General features: G+C 51.2%; 16 protein-coding genes and 1 pseudogene. 16 read left to right on the forward strand and 1 reads right to left on the reverse strand.

All coding sequences use genetic code 11. The features are described 5' to 3' along the window. The first annotated feature begins 72 nt into the window (after positions 1 to 72). The 8 genes and pseudogenes from AC1931_RS15175 (at position 73) to AC1931_RS15210 (ending at position 7606) form a co-directional block, all read left to right on the forward strand. Positions 73 to 2367, forward strand: a complete 2295-nt coding sequence (locus AC1931_RS15175; RefSeq protein ID WP_483878122.1) for a hypothetical protein — start codon at positions 73 to 75, stop codon at positions 2365 to 2367. Between the two features lie 71 nt (positions 2368 to 2438). Next, on the forward strand, positions 2439 to 2675 hold the full coding sequence (locus tag AC1931_RS15180) for an acyl carrier protein (protein ID WP_483878123.1): 237 nt from the start codon (positions 2439 to 2441) through the stop codon (positions 2673 to 2675). Positions 2676 to 2951: 276 nt separating this feature from the next. Next, positions 2952 to 3110: pseudogene (locus AC1931_RS15185) on the forward strand (DapH/DapD/GlmU-related protein); the annotation flags it as partial. Positions 3111 to 3203: 93 nt separating this feature from the next. Beyond that, a complete protein-coding gene (locus AC1931_RS15190) occupies positions 3204 to 4268 on the forward strand; it encodes a radical SAM protein (protein WP_483878124.1) in 1065 nt (354 codons plus the stop codon). Between the two features lie 64 nt (positions 4269 to 4332). Continuing rightward, positions 4333 to 5454, forward strand: coding sequence for a glycosyltransferase family 4 protein (locus AC1931_RS15195; RefSeq protein WP_483878125.1), 1122 nt, complete (start codon positions 4333 to 4335; stop codon positions 5452 to 5454). 21 nt (positions 5455 to 5475) lie between these two features. Then, positions 5476 to 6468 (forward strand): UDP-glucose 4-epimerase GalE, encoded by a 993-nt coding sequence (galE, locus tag AC1931_RS15200; RefSeq protein WP_483878126.1) that lies wholly within the window; start codon positions 5476 to 5478, stop codon positions 6466 to 6468. Between the two features lie 41 nt (positions 6469 to 6509). Continuing rightward, on the forward strand, positions 6510 to 7091 hold the full coding sequence (locus tag AC1931_RS15205) for a hypothetical protein (RefSeq protein WP_483878127.1): 582 nt from the start codon (positions 6510 to 6512) through the stop codon (positions 7089 to 7091). Positions 7092 to 7408: 317 nt separating this feature from the next. Beyond that, positions 7409 to 7606: a UDP-N-acetylglucosamine 2-epimerase gene (locus AC1931_RS15210; RefSeq protein ID WP_483878137.1), complete on the forward strand. Its 198-nt coding sequence runs from the start codon at positions 7409 to 7411 to the stop codon at positions 7604 to 7606. A gap of 138 nt (positions 7607 to 7744) precedes the next feature. Here the strand turns inward: AC1931_RS15210 and AC1931_RS15215 are convergent, their stop codons facing one another. After that, positions 7745 to 8011, reverse strand: a complete 267-nt coding sequence (locus AC1931_RS15215; RefSeq protein ID WP_483878128.1) for a site-specific integrase — start codon at positions 8009 to 8011, stop codon at positions 7745 to 7747. 23 nt (positions 8012 to 8034) lie between these two features. Here AC1931_RS15215 and AC1931_RS15220 point away from each other — a divergent pair, with 23 nt between their 5' ends. From AC1931_RS15220 to AC1931_RS15255, 8 genes are all read left to right on the forward strand, one after another. Beyond that, a complete protein-coding gene (locus tag AC1931_RS15220) occupies positions 8035 to 8361 on the forward strand; it encodes a hypothetical protein (RefSeq protein ID WP_483878129.1) in 327 nt (108 codons plus the stop codon). 270 nt (positions 8362 to 8631) lie between these two features. Then, on the forward strand, positions 8632 to 9702 hold the full coding sequence (locus tag AC1931_RS15225; RefSeq protein ID WP_483878130.1) for a glycosyltransferase family 4 protein: 1071 nt from the start codon (positions 8632 to 8634) through the stop codon (positions 9700 to 9702). A gap of 170 nt (positions 9703 to 9872) precedes the next feature. Further along, a complete protein-coding gene (locus tag AC1931_RS15230) occupies positions 9873 to 10133 on the forward strand; it encodes a hypothetical protein (protein ID WP_483878131.1) in 261 nt (86 codons plus the stop codon). A gap of 127 nt (positions 10134 to 10260) precedes the next feature. Further along, positions 10261 to 11022, forward strand: a complete 762-nt coding sequence (locus AC1931_RS15235) for a hypothetical protein (protein ID WP_483878132.1) — start codon at positions 10261 to 10263, stop codon at positions 11020 to 11022. A 326-nt stretch (positions 11023 to 11348) separates the two neighbouring features. Beyond that, entirely contained in the window at positions 11349 to 11780 is a 432-nt protein-coding gene (locus AC1931_RS15240) for a hypothetical protein (protein ID WP_483878133.1), read from the forward strand. A 136-nt stretch (positions 11781 to 11916) separates the two neighbouring features. After that, positions 11917 to 13875 (forward strand): sugar transferase, encoded by a 1959-nt coding sequence (locus AC1931_RS15245; protein ID WP_483878134.1) that lies wholly within the window; start codon positions 11917 to 11919, stop codon positions 13873 to 13875. Between the two features lie 409 nt (positions 13876 to 14284). Next, the gene (locus AC1931_RS15250) at positions 14285 to 14542 is read left to right on the forward strand and encodes a hypothetical protein (RefSeq protein ID WP_483878135.1); all 258 of its coding nucleotides are present in this window, start codon (positions 14285 to 14287) and stop codon (positions 14540 to 14542) included. Next, entirely contained in the window at positions 14530 to 15207 is a 678-nt protein-coding gene (locus tag AC1931_RS15255; RefSeq protein ID WP_483878136.1) for an ATPase, read from the forward strand. Before AC1931_RS15250 ends, AC1931_RS15255 begins: the two co-directional genes overlap by 13 nt. Positions 15208 to 15276: the final 69 nt, after the last annotated feature.

Below are 15276 nucleotides of genomic sequence, written 5' to 3' on the forward strand. Positions count from 1 at the left end.
TCTCCTTGCTGTTCAAGGACCAACCGGACTGCGCGCTCTCTAACCTCGGGACTGTATCTCTTGTTTGTATTCATGACCCCATACTCTCAAAGTTTGGAGTCTCCGACAATCCCGGGGCGGTTCAGTCTTGATCTCCTGGCCGAAATAGGCTCTTTCGAAATTTTTCGCGTCGGCACCGGCCAGCGTGCTACCCTGCTCGCCGGCCCAAAGATCCCGAAAGCGCAATATGGACCCCTCGACAACGAGTTAGTCCTAAGTGTGGATGATCATGAAAAGTCTGTTCCGTACACTTATCGCCTGTGCTGGATTAACCCGCAGACTTTGAGAGTACAATTGACCTTTCAGCCCGATTTCGGCTGGCCCCTCGGCAGCGAATTCTGTATAGGCAAACTCTCTGCTTCCCTCTTTGCCGGGAGTTTGGCTGGCAACGGCAATACAACGCAGAAATTGCCGCTCACACCGAAAGCTTTTAATGATCGCTGGCTTTTCAAGAACTGGTCTTCCTTGGGTCTACAATCGAGTTTCGTTGATCTGAAAGTTGTACCGCGTAGCGGCGAAACGATCTCCCTGGCCGACTTCCGTCAAGTTCCCTGGGATAGCCGTCGCTCCTTTTATCTTTACAGCAGCCGTAAAGCGATCATCCCCGGTGAGAAGGTTGACATAGCTTTTGATCTGATTTTTTCATTACCAACGCTGAGCGCCAAGGAGCAGTTCGGTCGTGAAACTCTCGATCCAGTGGCGCCCTTGACGGTTGATGCCGATGCTTTCTTTGTTCAAGACCAGAGCATTACTCCGCATCTACCGGTGCGTGGTGTTATCAGTGAGTTGTTAACGCCGGCGCGCAAGGATGTCGGTATTTTCAGGGGTTATATCCGCGCGATTGCCAAAGCCGGGGGGAATACGCTGATCCTTTATCATCGACCGGAGCACGTTCGGATTCTGCAGGAGGGGAGGGAGACTGGTAAATGGTGGACACGGCCGGAGTTAATCGAGATGGCCGCTTACGCCCGTAGTCTCGGCATCACGATTATTCCCGGAATGATCGGCAAGTTCAGCCCCAAGGATTTCCCTCGCCTGAGCGGCAATCAAGAGAATGGTTTTTACAACACATTTGACCCGCAGTCTTATGCTGAACTCTTTGCCCTCTACCAGACGCTCATCGATCTTTACCAACCCAAGGCCCTGTTGATCGGACACGATGAAATTCGTGAGATTGGTCGCGGTAAGCCGGCGGAGTGGAGTGATGCACAGGTATTAGCCACAGATATCAACAAGATTGCCGCTTGGCTGCGGCAGAGACAGATCAAAACCCTGATTTTTGGTGATATGCTGCTCGACCGCCGGCACTGGCCTTATCCGATCACCGCCAACAGCAACAATCCCAAATATTTGTCGACTGACACGCATGACGCGTTGGAACAGCTTCCCAAAGATGTCGTGATTCTCGACTGGCAGTACAAAAATGCCGACGACTACCCAACTATTGATCATTTTCGCAAGAAGGGATTCACGGTCTGGGGCGTTGCCTGGAATGATCCCGCTGCTGCCGTCTCACTGGCAAAGAGTCTGGTGCGCTACAAAGGGGAGGGGATGCTGGTTTCGGATTGGGGCTTCTGGCGCACCCTGAATCCGGGGGCTCTGACCCTTTACGGGATCAAAGCCGGCTATGACAGTCGGATCTCTGTGCGGGGTGAGGGGGAGGATGCTGCCTTTGCTTTGGCTGAGGAACTGCGGCCACCGAGACAGCTGGCAGCGAAAAAGCCTTTCCAGCCTTTCGATCTCAGTGGCGTGGTTAACGCTACGACCAAGGCGGGACGTTTTGGTCGTGATGGCGGTTTTGTTGGTTTGGGGAGCGGGTTTGATTTGCGCGCACTGCCCGTTGGTGACCTGGTCTTTGCCGGTGTCCCTTTTCGTCTGTTGCCGTCTGCACCTGGGAGCAATAACTGCCTGATTGCGTCGGCTGATCGCGCGGTTTCCATTGATTTAAACGGCAAAAAGGCTGTGCAGCTGGCCTTTCTGCAGACGATGCGCTCGCAACATCCGCAGAGTCAGCTTAAACCGGCAGGTTCGTACGAGGTGATTTACACGGACAAAAGCCGCGTGACGATTCCGTTGATCGAAGGGGATAATATTACGGATCTGCGTTCCGGCGCCGGCGTGAGAAAGAATCCCTGGGGTTATCCGTCCGGCGCCGACATCCTGCTTGGTAGCCGTCTCGGTTGGCGCGGTCCGTCACTGAGTGGCATGCCGCTGAGCCTGCAGGTTATGTTTTGGGAGAATCCGTACCCGAAAAAAAATATTCGCGAGATCCGGCTCATCCCTGACCGAGAGACAACCCTTGTCCTGATCGCTCTGTCGTTCACATAAGACAAAGGTTTGCCGGCTTTTTTTGAAAGTTTTTTCTCCAATCACTCACCAATAGCTAAAGGGACATAACCATGGACACTGTAGATAAGTTAGCCAGCGTTTTTCGCGAAGTCTTTGATGATGAAGAGATTGAGCTTAAACCGGAAATGAGCTCCAAGGATATTGATGGCTGGGATTCGTTCGCCCATATGAACCTGATCAGCTTTATTGAGATTACATTTAATATCACCCTCAGCGACGCGGACGTTCTCGGTATGAAGAATGTCGGGGATATGATCTCTGTTATCAATCAGAAGGTCGGCGGATAAAAGGAGGCACTTGTGGGGCTGTTGAACACCGTACGCTATAAAATTTCGCTCGGATTGCGCTCTGTCATCCGATTGCGCTATCGACTGCTCAATGTACAGGTCGGAGAGAAAGTCTTTATCTCCTGGGGCGCATATATCGATACTTGTTATCCCAATTCGATTGCGATCGGTGATGGCACATTTATCACCAGAGACGCAAAACTCATCGCCCACGACCATTCAGTCTACCGACTTCCACCGGACGAGAACGGCAAGAGCGACGACGGACGCGGAACAATCAAGCTGGGCAGAAATGTCTTTGTCGGGGCGGGAGCCATCATTCTGCGCAATGTCACAATCGGTGATAACGCCATCATTTCTGCTGGGTCAGTCGTCGGTCGGGATGTACCGGCCAATGTTGTCGTCATGGGCAATCCCGCACGGGTCATAAAAGATTTTTCTGTAAAATGATTTTTTTTGTCGATATTGGCAATAGCTTACGTCTGAGCCAATGTTGTACCCATCTACGTTAATACAAGGATAATCTTCATGGATGCATCAATAATTGTCACTTACCGCTGCCCCATGCGCTGCAAAATGTGCAACATCTGGGAAGGCCAGAGCAAGCCGGAAGAGGAATTCAAACCCGCCCTGCTGGAAAAACTTCCCAAACTTGCGGCCGTTAACGTTACCGGCGGTGAGCCCTTTGTACGTGAAGATCTTGATGAAATCGTTCGCATCCTCTTTACCAAGACCGAGCGGGTGGTGATCTCTACCAGCGGCTGGTACGAGGACCGGATTTTTAAATTGGCAGAGAAATTCCCCAACCTTGGTTTTCGTGTCAGCATTGAAGGCCTTTCGCAGAAAAATGACGAGCTGCGGGGTCAGCCCGGCGGTTTTGATCGCGGACTGCGCGTTCTTCTTGGCTTGAAACGCATGGGGATCAAGGATATCGGCTTCGGGATCACGGTGAGCAACAACAATTCGCCCGACATGCTCTGGCTGTATGAACTGGCCAAGGGGCTGAATCTCCAATTTGCTACGGCCGCTTTTCACAACTCCTTCTACTTTCAAAAAGACGATAACGTTATTACCAATATCGACGAAGTTGCTGCCAACTTTGAAGAACTGGTCAATCGCCTGATGAAAGAGAATCATCCCAAATCCTGGTTCCGTGCGATTTTCAATCTCGGTCTGATCAACTACATTCGCGGCGGCAAGCGTATGCTCCCCTGTGAGGCCGGGAGTGAAAACTTCTTTATCGATCCGCACGGCGAGGTTCTTCCCTGCAACGGCATGGAAAAGAAGTATTGGTTTCAAAGCATGGGCAACCTGCATGAAACTGACGACTTCATGACTATCTGGAGAAGTCCCCGCGCTGAGGAAGTGCGGGCCAAGGTTGCCACTTGTCCTAAGACCTGCTGGATGATCGGTTCTGCTTCTCCGGTCATGCGAAAATATATCAAGAAGGTGCTCCCCTGGGTGCTCAGGAACAAGCTCAAGTCGATGACGGGCGGGCGTATCTACGGTGATTGCTGCCCGCATTTTGAGGTGGGTCAGGACCCTCGACAAGGGAACCTGAAAGCACCGGACAATAAATCTTTCCTTGAATAATCCTGTTAACTTTTCTCCTTCAGATCAAATATCAAGCTAACCCTACATCCATTGAGGTGTTGTTTTGAATAACAAACATAAAAAGCTTCGGATTGCCTACCTGGTCGTTAAGAATATTTCTCGTGGCGGCGGGATCGAAAAATACACTCTGGAACTGGGCAGTCGCCTGGTGCAGCGCGGTCATGAGGTTACGGTTTATTCGATGGGGCATTATGGAGATGTTCCGAGCGAGTATGATGGGATGCGAGTCATACCTGTCCCGTGTATTCAGCACTCTGCTCTAGAAAAGCTCTCGACGTCTGCTACTGCGGCTTTCCACCTGCTGTTGAAAGGGGCCAAACATGATGTGGTTCATTGTCACAGTGTTGCTGCTGGTGCCTTTGCTCCTTTCCTGCGTTTGCGGGGCCACAAATGTCTGTTGCAGATGCATGGCATCGAATGGCAGAGAAATCGCTGGAATGTTTTCGGTAAGAATATGTTGAAGTCCCTTGAGTTCGTTTCTTTGAAGGGTAATCAGGCCCATACCGCCGTATCCAACACCCAATGTGATTATTTTCGCGAGAAACATGGCATCAACATGCGCTATATCCCGACGGGGGCCGAGATAAAGCCACATGTTGAAGCCCAGGAGATTTTTAAGTTGGGCCTCGAACCACAAAGGTATGTTCTTTTTGCTTCACGCTTGGTGCAGGAGAAGGGGGCACAATACCTGATTCCCGCTTTTCGGCAGATTGAAACTGATTACAAGCTGGTGATCGCGGGGGATGCTAAAGGCGAGGAGGCCTACAAAGAGCAAATGAAGAAACTAGCAGACAATGACCCTCGTATCATCTTTCCAGGATTTGTCGAGGGCCGAGCCATGCAGGAACTCTTCAGCAATGCTGCGGTTTATGTACAGCCGTCGGAGATCGAAGGTCTTTCTATTGCGCTCCTGGAAGCTATGAGCTATGGAAATTGCTGTTTGGTTAGTGATATCCCAGAAAACAGGGAGGCGATAGGTGAAACCGGTTTTACTTTTTCAAACAAGAGCGTGGCAGATTTGCGGACAAAGTTGACTGAGTTGCTTGATTCGGCTGAGTTGCGCCATTCGGTGGGCGAAAATGCGAGGAAGCGCGTGGAGTCGGACTATAATTGGGATAAGATCGCGGTCGAATTTGAGGACATGTATCGAACCATGGCAGGTTGAACTTATTCAAGAGGAATTTTAATGCATATTCTGGTTTGTGGTGGTGCCGGTTATATTGGTTCGCACATGGTCAAGTTGCTGCATGAATACGGGCACGAAGTGACCACCTTCGATAATCTCTCCACTGGTCATCGTTGGGCGGTCAAGTGGGGGCGCTTTGTCAAGGGTGACCTGTTAGATACCATTGGACTTGAGAAGCTGTTCAGTGAATACAGTTTCAACGCTGTAATGCATTTTTCCGCACGTTCTCTGGTTGGCGAATCTGTTGCCGAGCCGGGTTTGTACTATCGCAACAACGTGATCGGAACATTCAACCTGTTGGAGGTCATGCGGGCGGCGGGGGTGAAAAAATTCGTCTTTTCCTCGACTGCGGCCACTTTCGGCAATCCGGTCAAGCCGACCATCGATGAAGATCATCCGCAACGGCCGATCAACCCTTACGGACAAACCAAGCTTGCTGTGGAAAACATGCTGGCGGATTATTTTCCGGCTTACGGCTTGAATTCAGTGAGCCTGCGTTATTTCAATGCTGCGGGCGCGGATCCCGAAGGTGAAATCGGCGAAGCACACGAACCTGAGACTCACTTGATCCCCAATGTGTTGAATGCTGCTCTGGATCCTGTGCAGCGGCTGAAGGTTTTCGGCAATGATTATCCGACATCCGATGGCACTTGTGTGCGTGATTACATCCATATTCTTGATCTTTGCCGGGCTCACCTGCTTGCCTTGGAGTACATGGAGCGTGTTGACGGTGCTCATGGATTTAACCTGGGTAACGGGCAGGGTTTTTCGATACTTGATGTCATTCGCGCCGCCGAGGCTGTTACTGGAAAAGTAATTCCTTATGATCTTGCGGGAAGACGACCGGGCGACCCCCCTGTGCTGGTGGCCGACAGCGAACGCGCTCGAAAAATTCTCGGGTGGTCTCCGCGTTATACAGACATAAAGTCTATTATCAAAACTGCCTGGGATTGGCACAGTAACGATATGCACATTGGAGAGAACGTTGTTTAAACGTTTAACAGCCTGAAGTCGCATTCGCTCATGGAGCCATCTTGACCCGCATTCTCCCTTTCTTCTTCGGTCTCATCCTCGGCGACACCGCCCTCGCCGCAACCCTCGCCGTGCTGCTCATCTTCCTGCCCCGCGGTCTCGTCGTCACTAACGAGCCGGTCCACGCCGACGCCGTCATTGTCCTCGGTGGCGACAACGACGGCAGCCGGCTGCGCCGGGGCGCCGAGCTGGTCGATGCTGGCTGGGCTCCGCGTCTGATCCTGGTCGGCAGCAGGCAGGGCTTGCTCGGCGTGGCGAAGCAACACTGTCCGACTGCCGGCTGGAAGAGCGGCAGTTCATCTGGCTCGAAGATTCTGTCGACACTCGTACCGACGCGCAACTCTCCCTGGAGCACTGTCGGCAAGACCGGCTGCAGAAGGTCATGGTCGTTACCTCGCCCTACCACAGCCGCCGCGCGCAGTTCGTCTTCAACGACATCTATGCCGGCAGCGGTATCTCGACAACGATGCTGTCCTCAGACAATTTTGGCACTTTTCTTCCCCCCCAAGGTCAATGGTGGCGTGACCGCAAAACGGTCGAAGCTGTTTGACTGGAATTCGGCAAGATTTTCTACTGGAAGCTGACACCATTCACGGAATGGATAAGGCCGTGAGGGGTTAAAGGCGGTTTTAGGTTTTTGGTTGATGGTTTTTGGTTGATGGCAGGCAAAGCATTGATTGTTCGTGAGTGCTGGTAATGCGAATGCCGGGTCTGACCCGTTCAACTATATGAAATTGTTTGAGAAAACGTCGAATTGGCCCCCTAGGAAAGGCCTGAGAAGCATTTTTTTGTGGTAAAATGGCATTTTAACTGTAATTTGTTATGAAATTGAAGAGCAATAAAGGGGACAGAGCAATAAAGGGGACAGGCACCTGCGGAGCCTGTCCCTAGCGTCCCCTGCATCACCATTCGCCCAAATACCGAGCGGCCGATCACCTGTACCGAGGGAACCAACGTGTTGGTCGGTAACGATCCAGAAAAAATTCTGGAAGCGGCAGAGCGGATTCTGCACGGGCCGCCACTGATTGGTCGTGTCCCGGAAAAGTGGGACGGCAAAGCCGCACAGCGAATTGTGGAGGTTTTGTTGAATTTAAACTGAGCCTATGTGTCCGATTTGATTCTATTGCCATATTGATCGATAGAGCATCCCCCGGACATGCAATCTGCTGCCCTGTGCACCACCGTCCTGCCTGGGTGTCGCCGTGATTATCGGTTCAATTACGATCAAAGGTAAGCGTCACACCAAGTTGCTCAGGCTGTCAAAGGTATGATTACGCAGATAACGAATCGCCGTTGATTCACTTTTCCAGCCGCCACGCAACAAGATGCTGGGCAAAGATTCCCCTTGTTTGAGCATGTCCAGCGCCGAACCGACCCGGAAGGAATGGCCACTTAAATTTGGCATATTGCGACGCGTACCGTAAACCTTGTCCTGCAGGTCCTGAAGCAGGTAGGGTATCGAAGTTGGATGAAGTTGATCTCCGACGCCTCCGCCTCTGGTCATGGAACGAAGGATATAACCGGATTTTGCACCAATTTTCTTCTGCAATGATGTCTTGCCTTCTGGCGCCTTTCTCCTGTCGTGGCCGTTATGATGTCTTTTTTGTTTTTCACACATCTCCAATCAGTGTCGGCTTCCCGGCTGTTCTGCTACGACGTCTTAAATCGATTCCGCTGATTTTCTGGAATCTCGATCTTTGGCCGGAGAGTCTTTCTGCCACCGGGGCTGTCGCTTCCAATAATGCGCTTAATCTAAAAGATCAGCTACCGCCCATTGTTGTAGCGAATGTTGAAGGGCAGGTGCTGGTTATTGTAAAATCTGCATTGGCTGCTTTCATGGCGATTATCCGTTGATTCCGATCTCCACCTGTTTTGCAGGATAAACCTGTCTCCATTCTCTATCACAATGACAGCCTGCATTCTACTGCTTCTTTCATTTTGAGTTAGCGCTCTGCCCTGTTTCCTCAGGCCTTTGTGATAGGTTGCTTAACCTCTTGAAATAATTAATTTTATTTTCGTCTGGTTTATTAATGTGACTGGCCTGATTTTTGCTTTTAACCGACTAGGGGGTGTCTTGTGTTCCCCTGTTTTTACTCGAAACGGTAGCCAAGTGGGGGTGTTGTCTTGTCTGTTTTCCTTGTCTTTCTCGGCGCGGTAGCGCTATCTCTGTTTCTGACCCCTTTGGCGCGGCGACTGGCGTTAAAGTACGGTCAGGTCGATCAACCTGATAACCGCAAGGTCCATATCAGTGCCATACCACGCTCGGGTGGGGTTGTGATCGTTGGTTCGTTTCTGCTGGTCGTTGTGCTTTTTGCCCCGTTGACCAGGGAAGTGACGGCTCTGGTGCTGGGGACGGTGGTGATTTTTATCACCGGGCTGCTGGATGATCTGCTGGGACTTTCCGCCCGGCAGAAGCTGGCCGGGATTATTGCCGGGACCCTGGTGACGCTGGTTGTCGGTCGCCTGTGGGTGACAAATCTGGGAGATCTGGTCGGCCTGGGGCCGCTTGAATTGCCGGTGTTTCTGGCGATCCCTTTTACCGTTTTTGCTGTTGTCGGGGTCGTCAATGCGATGAACCTGATCGATGGTCTTGATGGTCTGGCCGGCGGGATCGGGGTCATTGCCGGTGCGATATTCTTTATTCTGGCCACCATGGACGGGAACACGACGGTCGCTCTGCTTTGCGCCATCTGGGTCGGCGCCTTGATCGGCTTTTTACACTCGAATATTCATCCGGCCTCGATTTTCATGGGGGACTGCGGCAGTTTGACTTTGGGATTTGTCGTGGCGTGGACAGCGATCCTGTTGACCCAGGGTCCTGGTGCGTCGGTGTCGCCGGTGCTTCCGGTGGTGGTGCTCGGTTTGCCGATATTTGATACGCTCTGGGTCATGACCTCCAGAATTCTGCGCCGGCAGCATTTTATGAGCCCCGATATGTCGCATCTGCACCATAAACTATTAATTCTGGGATTTCCACATCCCGTGACCGTGATGATGATTCATGGCATGGTTTTGTTGTGGTCGGTGTTTGCCCTGTTATTTTATCCATCAATTTCCGAACCTGTTCTTGTTATGCTCGCTATCGGGGTGAATCTGGCTGTTTATGTTGTCTTGCACTTGATCCGTTTCCAGCGCAATGATGTCGCCTATTCACTGCTGGAAAGATTGTTTTTCCGTAATGCCCTCAAAAAATGAGCGTGCGGATTTTGTTTTCTTGCACCTTGAAAACTAACAATATAAAATTGGACGTTACTATGAATTGATCGCCGCAGCAGACCTTTGTGCCGATCACTTTTTGTAAGGTCCTCATGATGTCTCACCATCAGTTCGAATTTGGTTTGTGCGAACTGCCTAACCCCAGGGGGATGGCATATCTGTATTGCCGCAAACCGGGGCGGTCACTGGAAAAGTTTATCGCTTTTGTGTCGCTGCTGGAGCAGGATGCCGCCGCCCATTCAGCGGCGATCAGAGCCGGACTCGAAGGTTGCGCCCTGGTCAACGAACTGTCCCGCGATGAAAAAATGCGTCTGCCGAACGAGTACTGGACCAATAATATGTCAATCTGGTTTGAAGCTGTTTTTCATGCAGCTTTGAGCGACTACTGCCGTAAAGCGGTATCGGTTTAGCTGGTGTCCATCCGGAAACTCCGGAAGCGGATTTTAACAATCGATAACGTCAATGCTTTCCTGTTGCTTGCTCACCCTCTCATTCCTTTGACAACCAGCGCTGCAGGTTGTTCTCTATCGTCAACTCATGGACTTTACCCTTAAAATCTACCGCGAACTGGTTCAGTCCCTGCTGCACGCCGACTACAGGTTCCAGACCTTTGAAGAGTTTATCCGCAATCCGGCGGGCAGGGCGGTGGTGCTGCGCCATGATGTCAGCAAACTGCCGGGCAACGCTCTGCGTATGGCGCAGCTGGAATATGACTTGGGCGTGCGCGGGTCCTATTATTTCCGTGTGATACCGAGTGTGTGGAGCCCGGAGGTCATGAGGCAGATTGTCGAGTTGGGGCATGAGCTGGGGTATCACTATGAAGATCTGACCATTACCCGTGGAGATCATGAAGCGGCGATTTTGCATTTTAAACGGCAACTGAAACTTTTTCGGCGCATCTATCCGGTCAGAACCGTCTGCATGCACGGCAGCCCGCTGTCGCGCCATGACAACCGCGATTTGTGGGAAACTTACGATTACCGGACCTTCGGGATTATTGCCGAACCCTATTTTGATATCGATTTCAACCGGGTGTTTTACGCCACCGACACTGGCCGCAGCTGGAAAAACACCAGCGCCAGTATCCGCGACCGGGTGGAGACAAAATTTACCATCCCGATCAACTCCACCCGCCATTTTATTGAGCGGATTGACCAGCAGCAGTTGCCCCGGCAACTGATGATCACCCTCCACCCGCAACGCTGGCACGATCACCCGCTCCCCTGGCTGAAAGAACTTGTGGGGCAGAAAATCAAAAACGTCATCAAGCGTGGGCTGGCGACTGTGCGTTGCCGGTAACAGCGTTTCAAGCCACAGACGCACACGGACAAGCGCGGACAGGGCTTTTTATGGGTTAAAACCAAAAAAACAGATTTGATTTTCATCCGCTTCTATCTGCGTTCATCCGCGGCTAAAAAAAAGAAGTCCACGTAAACACACAGAAAAACACGGAAAAAGCGCCTCTCACGAAGCCACGAAGAGCACAAAGAAAATCATTTTTAAAGAGTAAAAACCAAAAAGGAGGTTTTGCCGTTGTCCGCTCCTGTCCGCCGTTGTCCGTGTGGGTCGGTGGCTAAAAATAGTTGTCCTGTATCGCATTGTACCTCCACAACCCTGTATCCACCATGATTCTGTTCATCACCGCACTCTATCTGACGATTCTGCTGGCCCTTCATCTGATTCCCCTTGGTGGGCAGGACTTGAGCCAGATGACCTTTGTTTTGTTTCGTGCTGATTACCTGTTCCATAGCCTGGTGTTTCTGCCCTGGATGCCGATCGGTTATGCAGGGATTGTTCGGGGCTCGCGACAGCGTGCCGGAAAATCAATCAGGCATGGAACAACAGGGGCATCTGCCGGATTTAAGCCGTTGCTGCTGTGGTTTGGGTTGGGTGTGGTGGTGGCGCTGGGTCTGGAGAGCTTGCAACTGTGGATTCCTTTTCGCAGTTTCAATCTGCTGGATGGTTTTTACAACCTGGCCGGGGTGATCCTGGGCCTGCCACTGATCCCGCTGACAAAGCGCTGGTGGTGGTTCATGTATCGCTTGAAGCGGATATGACGCTGACAAGCTGCTTTTAATGACGATTATTTCACAACATTCCTCTGTTCTTCCTGAACTTATGCATCTTCATTGATCGGTTTTTGAATAAGTCTCCTCTGTTTTCCTCATCTGTTTGACCTTCAGGTAATCCATTATGACTTCACTGATCCAACGTCATCCGTATGCTCTGGTGATCGGTACCGGCTTGCCGCTGCTGATCCTCTCTTTTGCGCTGATCCATTGGCTGAAATACGGTGATCTGTCTCTGTCGACTAATGCGCTCTGGTTGCTGGTGCTGTTGGGCGGTAGCTGGCTGATGGTCAATTTATTGTTGAACTTGCCGCAGCGTTTGTTAAATGCCCCGTTTCCGGCGGGGTTGTCATTGTTGTTAAAAGCCACCCTGACCTTGCTGTTTCTGGTGGCGCTGGTGGTGCAGTTGCTTGAATGGGGGGGACTATCGCGGTTGCTGGTTTATGGTCCCGGGCTGCTGTTGGCCCTGGGGCTGTTTCCGGTGTACGGATGTTATCGCTACCTGGTACCGGCACCTGCGACCAACACCACCCCGCTGAAAAAGCACCACTGGTTTGCCTTGTCCCCTCAATTGATGGTGGTGGACGGAATCATCCTGCTGGCTTGTTACGGCGCGATGGACACATTTGTCACGGCGCATGGGCTGCTTGATCCATCCTACAGTGATGCTCTGGTTCTGTTGCTTGGCCTGTGGCTGGGCGCGGCGTTGATAACCGGGAAATTTCAACGGAACCATTTCAATAATTATCTGGAGGCGTTGATCCCGCCGCTGAAGTCGGTGGCGCTGATGGCCGGCGGGCTGTCGTTCATCATTTACGGCTTACGCTTGCAGACGATTCATGTTGGACTTGTTTTTGCCGCCCTGGCCGCATACGCCGCAGTGGAGATTCTGGTTTTCTGGTTGTATGTCGGTTATCGGAAGTTACGCTCGGAACCGCAAGATATTGTCGATGTGGCCGATGTTGCCCGGTTTCTGAAAAGCTCGCAGCCGGTGATTCCGGTACCGGATGTTCCTGCGGTGACGGAATCGGCGGAAAACAAGATCCGCCAGTCTCTGGCAGAGCGTTATCCTCGCGATTTTCAGTTTATCACCCAGGCCCTGAAGCTCGATCGGATCGATCGGAACTGGTGTGCGATTGTGGATACGGATAGATTGATCAATCTGGAGACGATCGACCTGCCCCGAACCCGATTGTTGATCAATCTGCACAAGCTCAATGACATGCGCTGGTTCAACCGGTATTTTCTGACAGCACATACACGCCTGGAGGCTGGTGGATATCTGGTCGGTAACGCCCATACCATTGCCACCCGGCGGCGATATTACGCCTATCGGTATCCACGCCCTTTTGACTCTCTCTTTTATGCGGTGAATTTTGCCTGGCATCGGATCTGTCCCAAGCTTCCCTGGTTGCAGAAACTGTACTTTGCGGTAACCAAAGGGCGTAACCGGCTGGTATCGCGTGCGGAAATTCTGGGTCGCCTGTATTTCTGCGGGTTTGAGATTGTTGCGGAACAGGAGATTGGCCATCGCTTTTACTTTGCCGCCCGGAAGGTCAAGGAGCCGTCATTTGATGAAAACCCGACCTATGGGCCATTGGTCAAATTGCGTCGTTTTGGTCAGGACGGCAAACCGCTGGAGGTGCTGAAATTTCGTACCATGTTCCCTTATTCCGAGTATCTGCAGGACTATGTGTATGAACATCAGCAACTGGATCAGGGGGGGAAGTTTAACAATGATTTTCGGGTCACCGCATGGGGGCGATTCATGCGCCGCGCCTGGCTGGATGAACTGCCGATGCTATGGAACTGGCTGCGGGGCGATATGCAACTGATCGGCGTGCGCCCGTTGAGTGCCCAGTATCTGAGTCTGTACCGTGACGAGGTCAAGGAACTGCGGGCTCGGGTGAAGCCGGGCCTGCTGCCGCCGTTTTATGCTGATATGCCGAAAACCCTGGACGAGATCATGGCCTCGGAAGAGCGTTACATCAAGGCCTATCTGCAGCGGCCGTTTATGACTCAATGGAGTTATTTCTGGAGATGTTTTTATAATATCGTGATCAGAGGCAAGCGGAGTAAATAGCTGGTTGCAGGGCAGTCCACGGAAAAACACGGAAAAACACGGAAAAACACGGAAAAACCATCTCACACAAAGCCACGAAGTCACTGAGAAAATCTGTTTTTGGGATTAAACCTTAAAAACTGATTTCAAGAATGTGATTCACTGTCCGCTGTTGTCCGCCTGCGTCTGTGGCCAACAGATCATATTTGCCCTGATCCGCGTTCATCCGCGTTCATCCGTGGCTGAAAAAATAAGTTTTGATCCAAAAGCAATTCGGCAGGGATGCACAGGATAAGATCGGGATGAAGTGTAAGGGTTTTTAAAGGGCTTTCACGTTGATGTAAACCAGGTTTAACTGTACACTATCATATATGCCGAACTCGGTTTTTCGATCAGACCGTGCTGAATATGGGCAGTGGAGATGCGATCAATGAATTCTGTTAAGAAAAGACCTGTAAGGAAATTTCAACGCAAGAATCCCCTGGAAAATAATCGGGAATTGATGAAATACGCCAAACAGTCATCACGTAAGGCCATTGATGACTTGCTCGATTCCGGCATCGAGGTGACCTATATCAAAGATGGGCATTTTGTAAAAGAGTCTCCAGCCCGTAAAATAACCATTGTCAGGGAAACCAGGAGCAGCGCAGAGCCGTTCAATCTCAAGGATTATCTGTGCCAAGGTTGAGACTGATTGCCGGGCCGAATGGCTCCGGCAAAACAACGCTGATACGCACACTGGTCACCAATAAAATTCCCGTAGGTCAATACATCAATCCTGATGATATCGCCCGCCACATTAGTCTGACAGAGTCCTTAGTCAAAACCGGAAAAATGCTCAAGTCAGATCAGGAGCAGAAGTTTTCACGAGACTTTGAAGTTGGTTTTGCGGCAATCGTTGCTCAGACTATTGCTCAAGGTCTGCGTAAAGACTGGTTAAGCTATCAACTCTCTCTGACTTATGAATCTGTGATGAGTCATGAAAGCCACCTTGCTTTTGTTGACGACGCCATAAAAGCCGGATTTACTCCTTATCTTTATTACATCTGTACATCCGACCCTGATCTTAACAAGGCCAGGGTCAAGCAGCGTGTCTCATCCGGAGGGCATGATGTGCCAGCAGATAAAATCTTAAGCCGATACCACAATAGTTTGAAACTGTTGCCTGACATGGCAAGGAAATGTCATCGGGTCTATTTTTTTGATAATTCCGGCAGTGAACATCTTCACTTTGCTGAAGTGACCCCCGATGGCTATCTGGATATTTTTGAAAAACAGTTCGACAAAGCCAGTCCTGAATCGCCCCGGGTTTTCCGGAGACAGTTTTCGTTTGAGTCAGGCTGCCTCGCTTGACTCCTCTAGCCGATAATATTCCATCTCTCGTTCTGCCGGGGGAATATTTCCAATCGGTTCCAGCAACCG

This window comes from Pelovirga sp. C15f, assembly GCF_057178085.1.

Coding starts and splice junctions, on each gene's coding strand:
- AC1931_RS15175 (WP_483878122.1), top strand. CDS start 73: ATGACCCCATACTCTCAAAGTTTGGAGTCTCCGACAATCCCGGGGCGG.
- AC1931_RS15180 (WP_483878123.1), top strand. CDS start 2,439: ATGGACACTGTAGATAAGTTAGCCAGCGTTTTTCGCGAAGTCTTTGAT.
- AC1931_RS15190 (WP_483878124.1), top strand. CDS start 3,204: ATGGATGCATCAATAATTGTCACTTACCGCTGCCCCATGCGCTGCAAA.
- galE (WP_483878126.1), top strand. CDS start 5,476: ATGCATATTCTGGTTTGTGGTGGTGCCGGTTATATTGGTTCGCACATG.
- AC1931_RS15215 (WP_483878128.1), bottom strand. CDS start 8,011: ATGACCAGAGGCGGAGGCGTCGGAGATCAACTTCATCCAACTTCGATA.
- AC1931_RS15230 (WP_483878131.1), top strand. CDS start 9,873: ATGGCATATCTGTATTGCCGCAAACCGGGGCGGTCACTGGAAAAGTTT.
- AC1931_RS15235 (WP_483878132.1), top strand. CDS start 10,261: ATGGACTTTACCCTTAAAATCTACCGCGAACTGGTTCAGTCCCTGCTG.
- AC1931_RS15240 (WP_483878133.1), top strand. CDS start 11,349: ATGATTCTGTTCATCACCGCACTCTATCTGACGATTCTGCTGGCCCTT.
- AC1931_RS15245 (WP_483878134.1), top strand. CDS start 11,917: ATGACTTCACTGATCCAACGTCATCCGTATGCTCTGGTGATCGGTACC.
- AC1931_RS15250 (WP_483878135.1), top strand. CDS start 14,285: ATGAATTCTGTTAAGAAAAGACCTGTAAGGAAATTTCAACGCAAGAAT.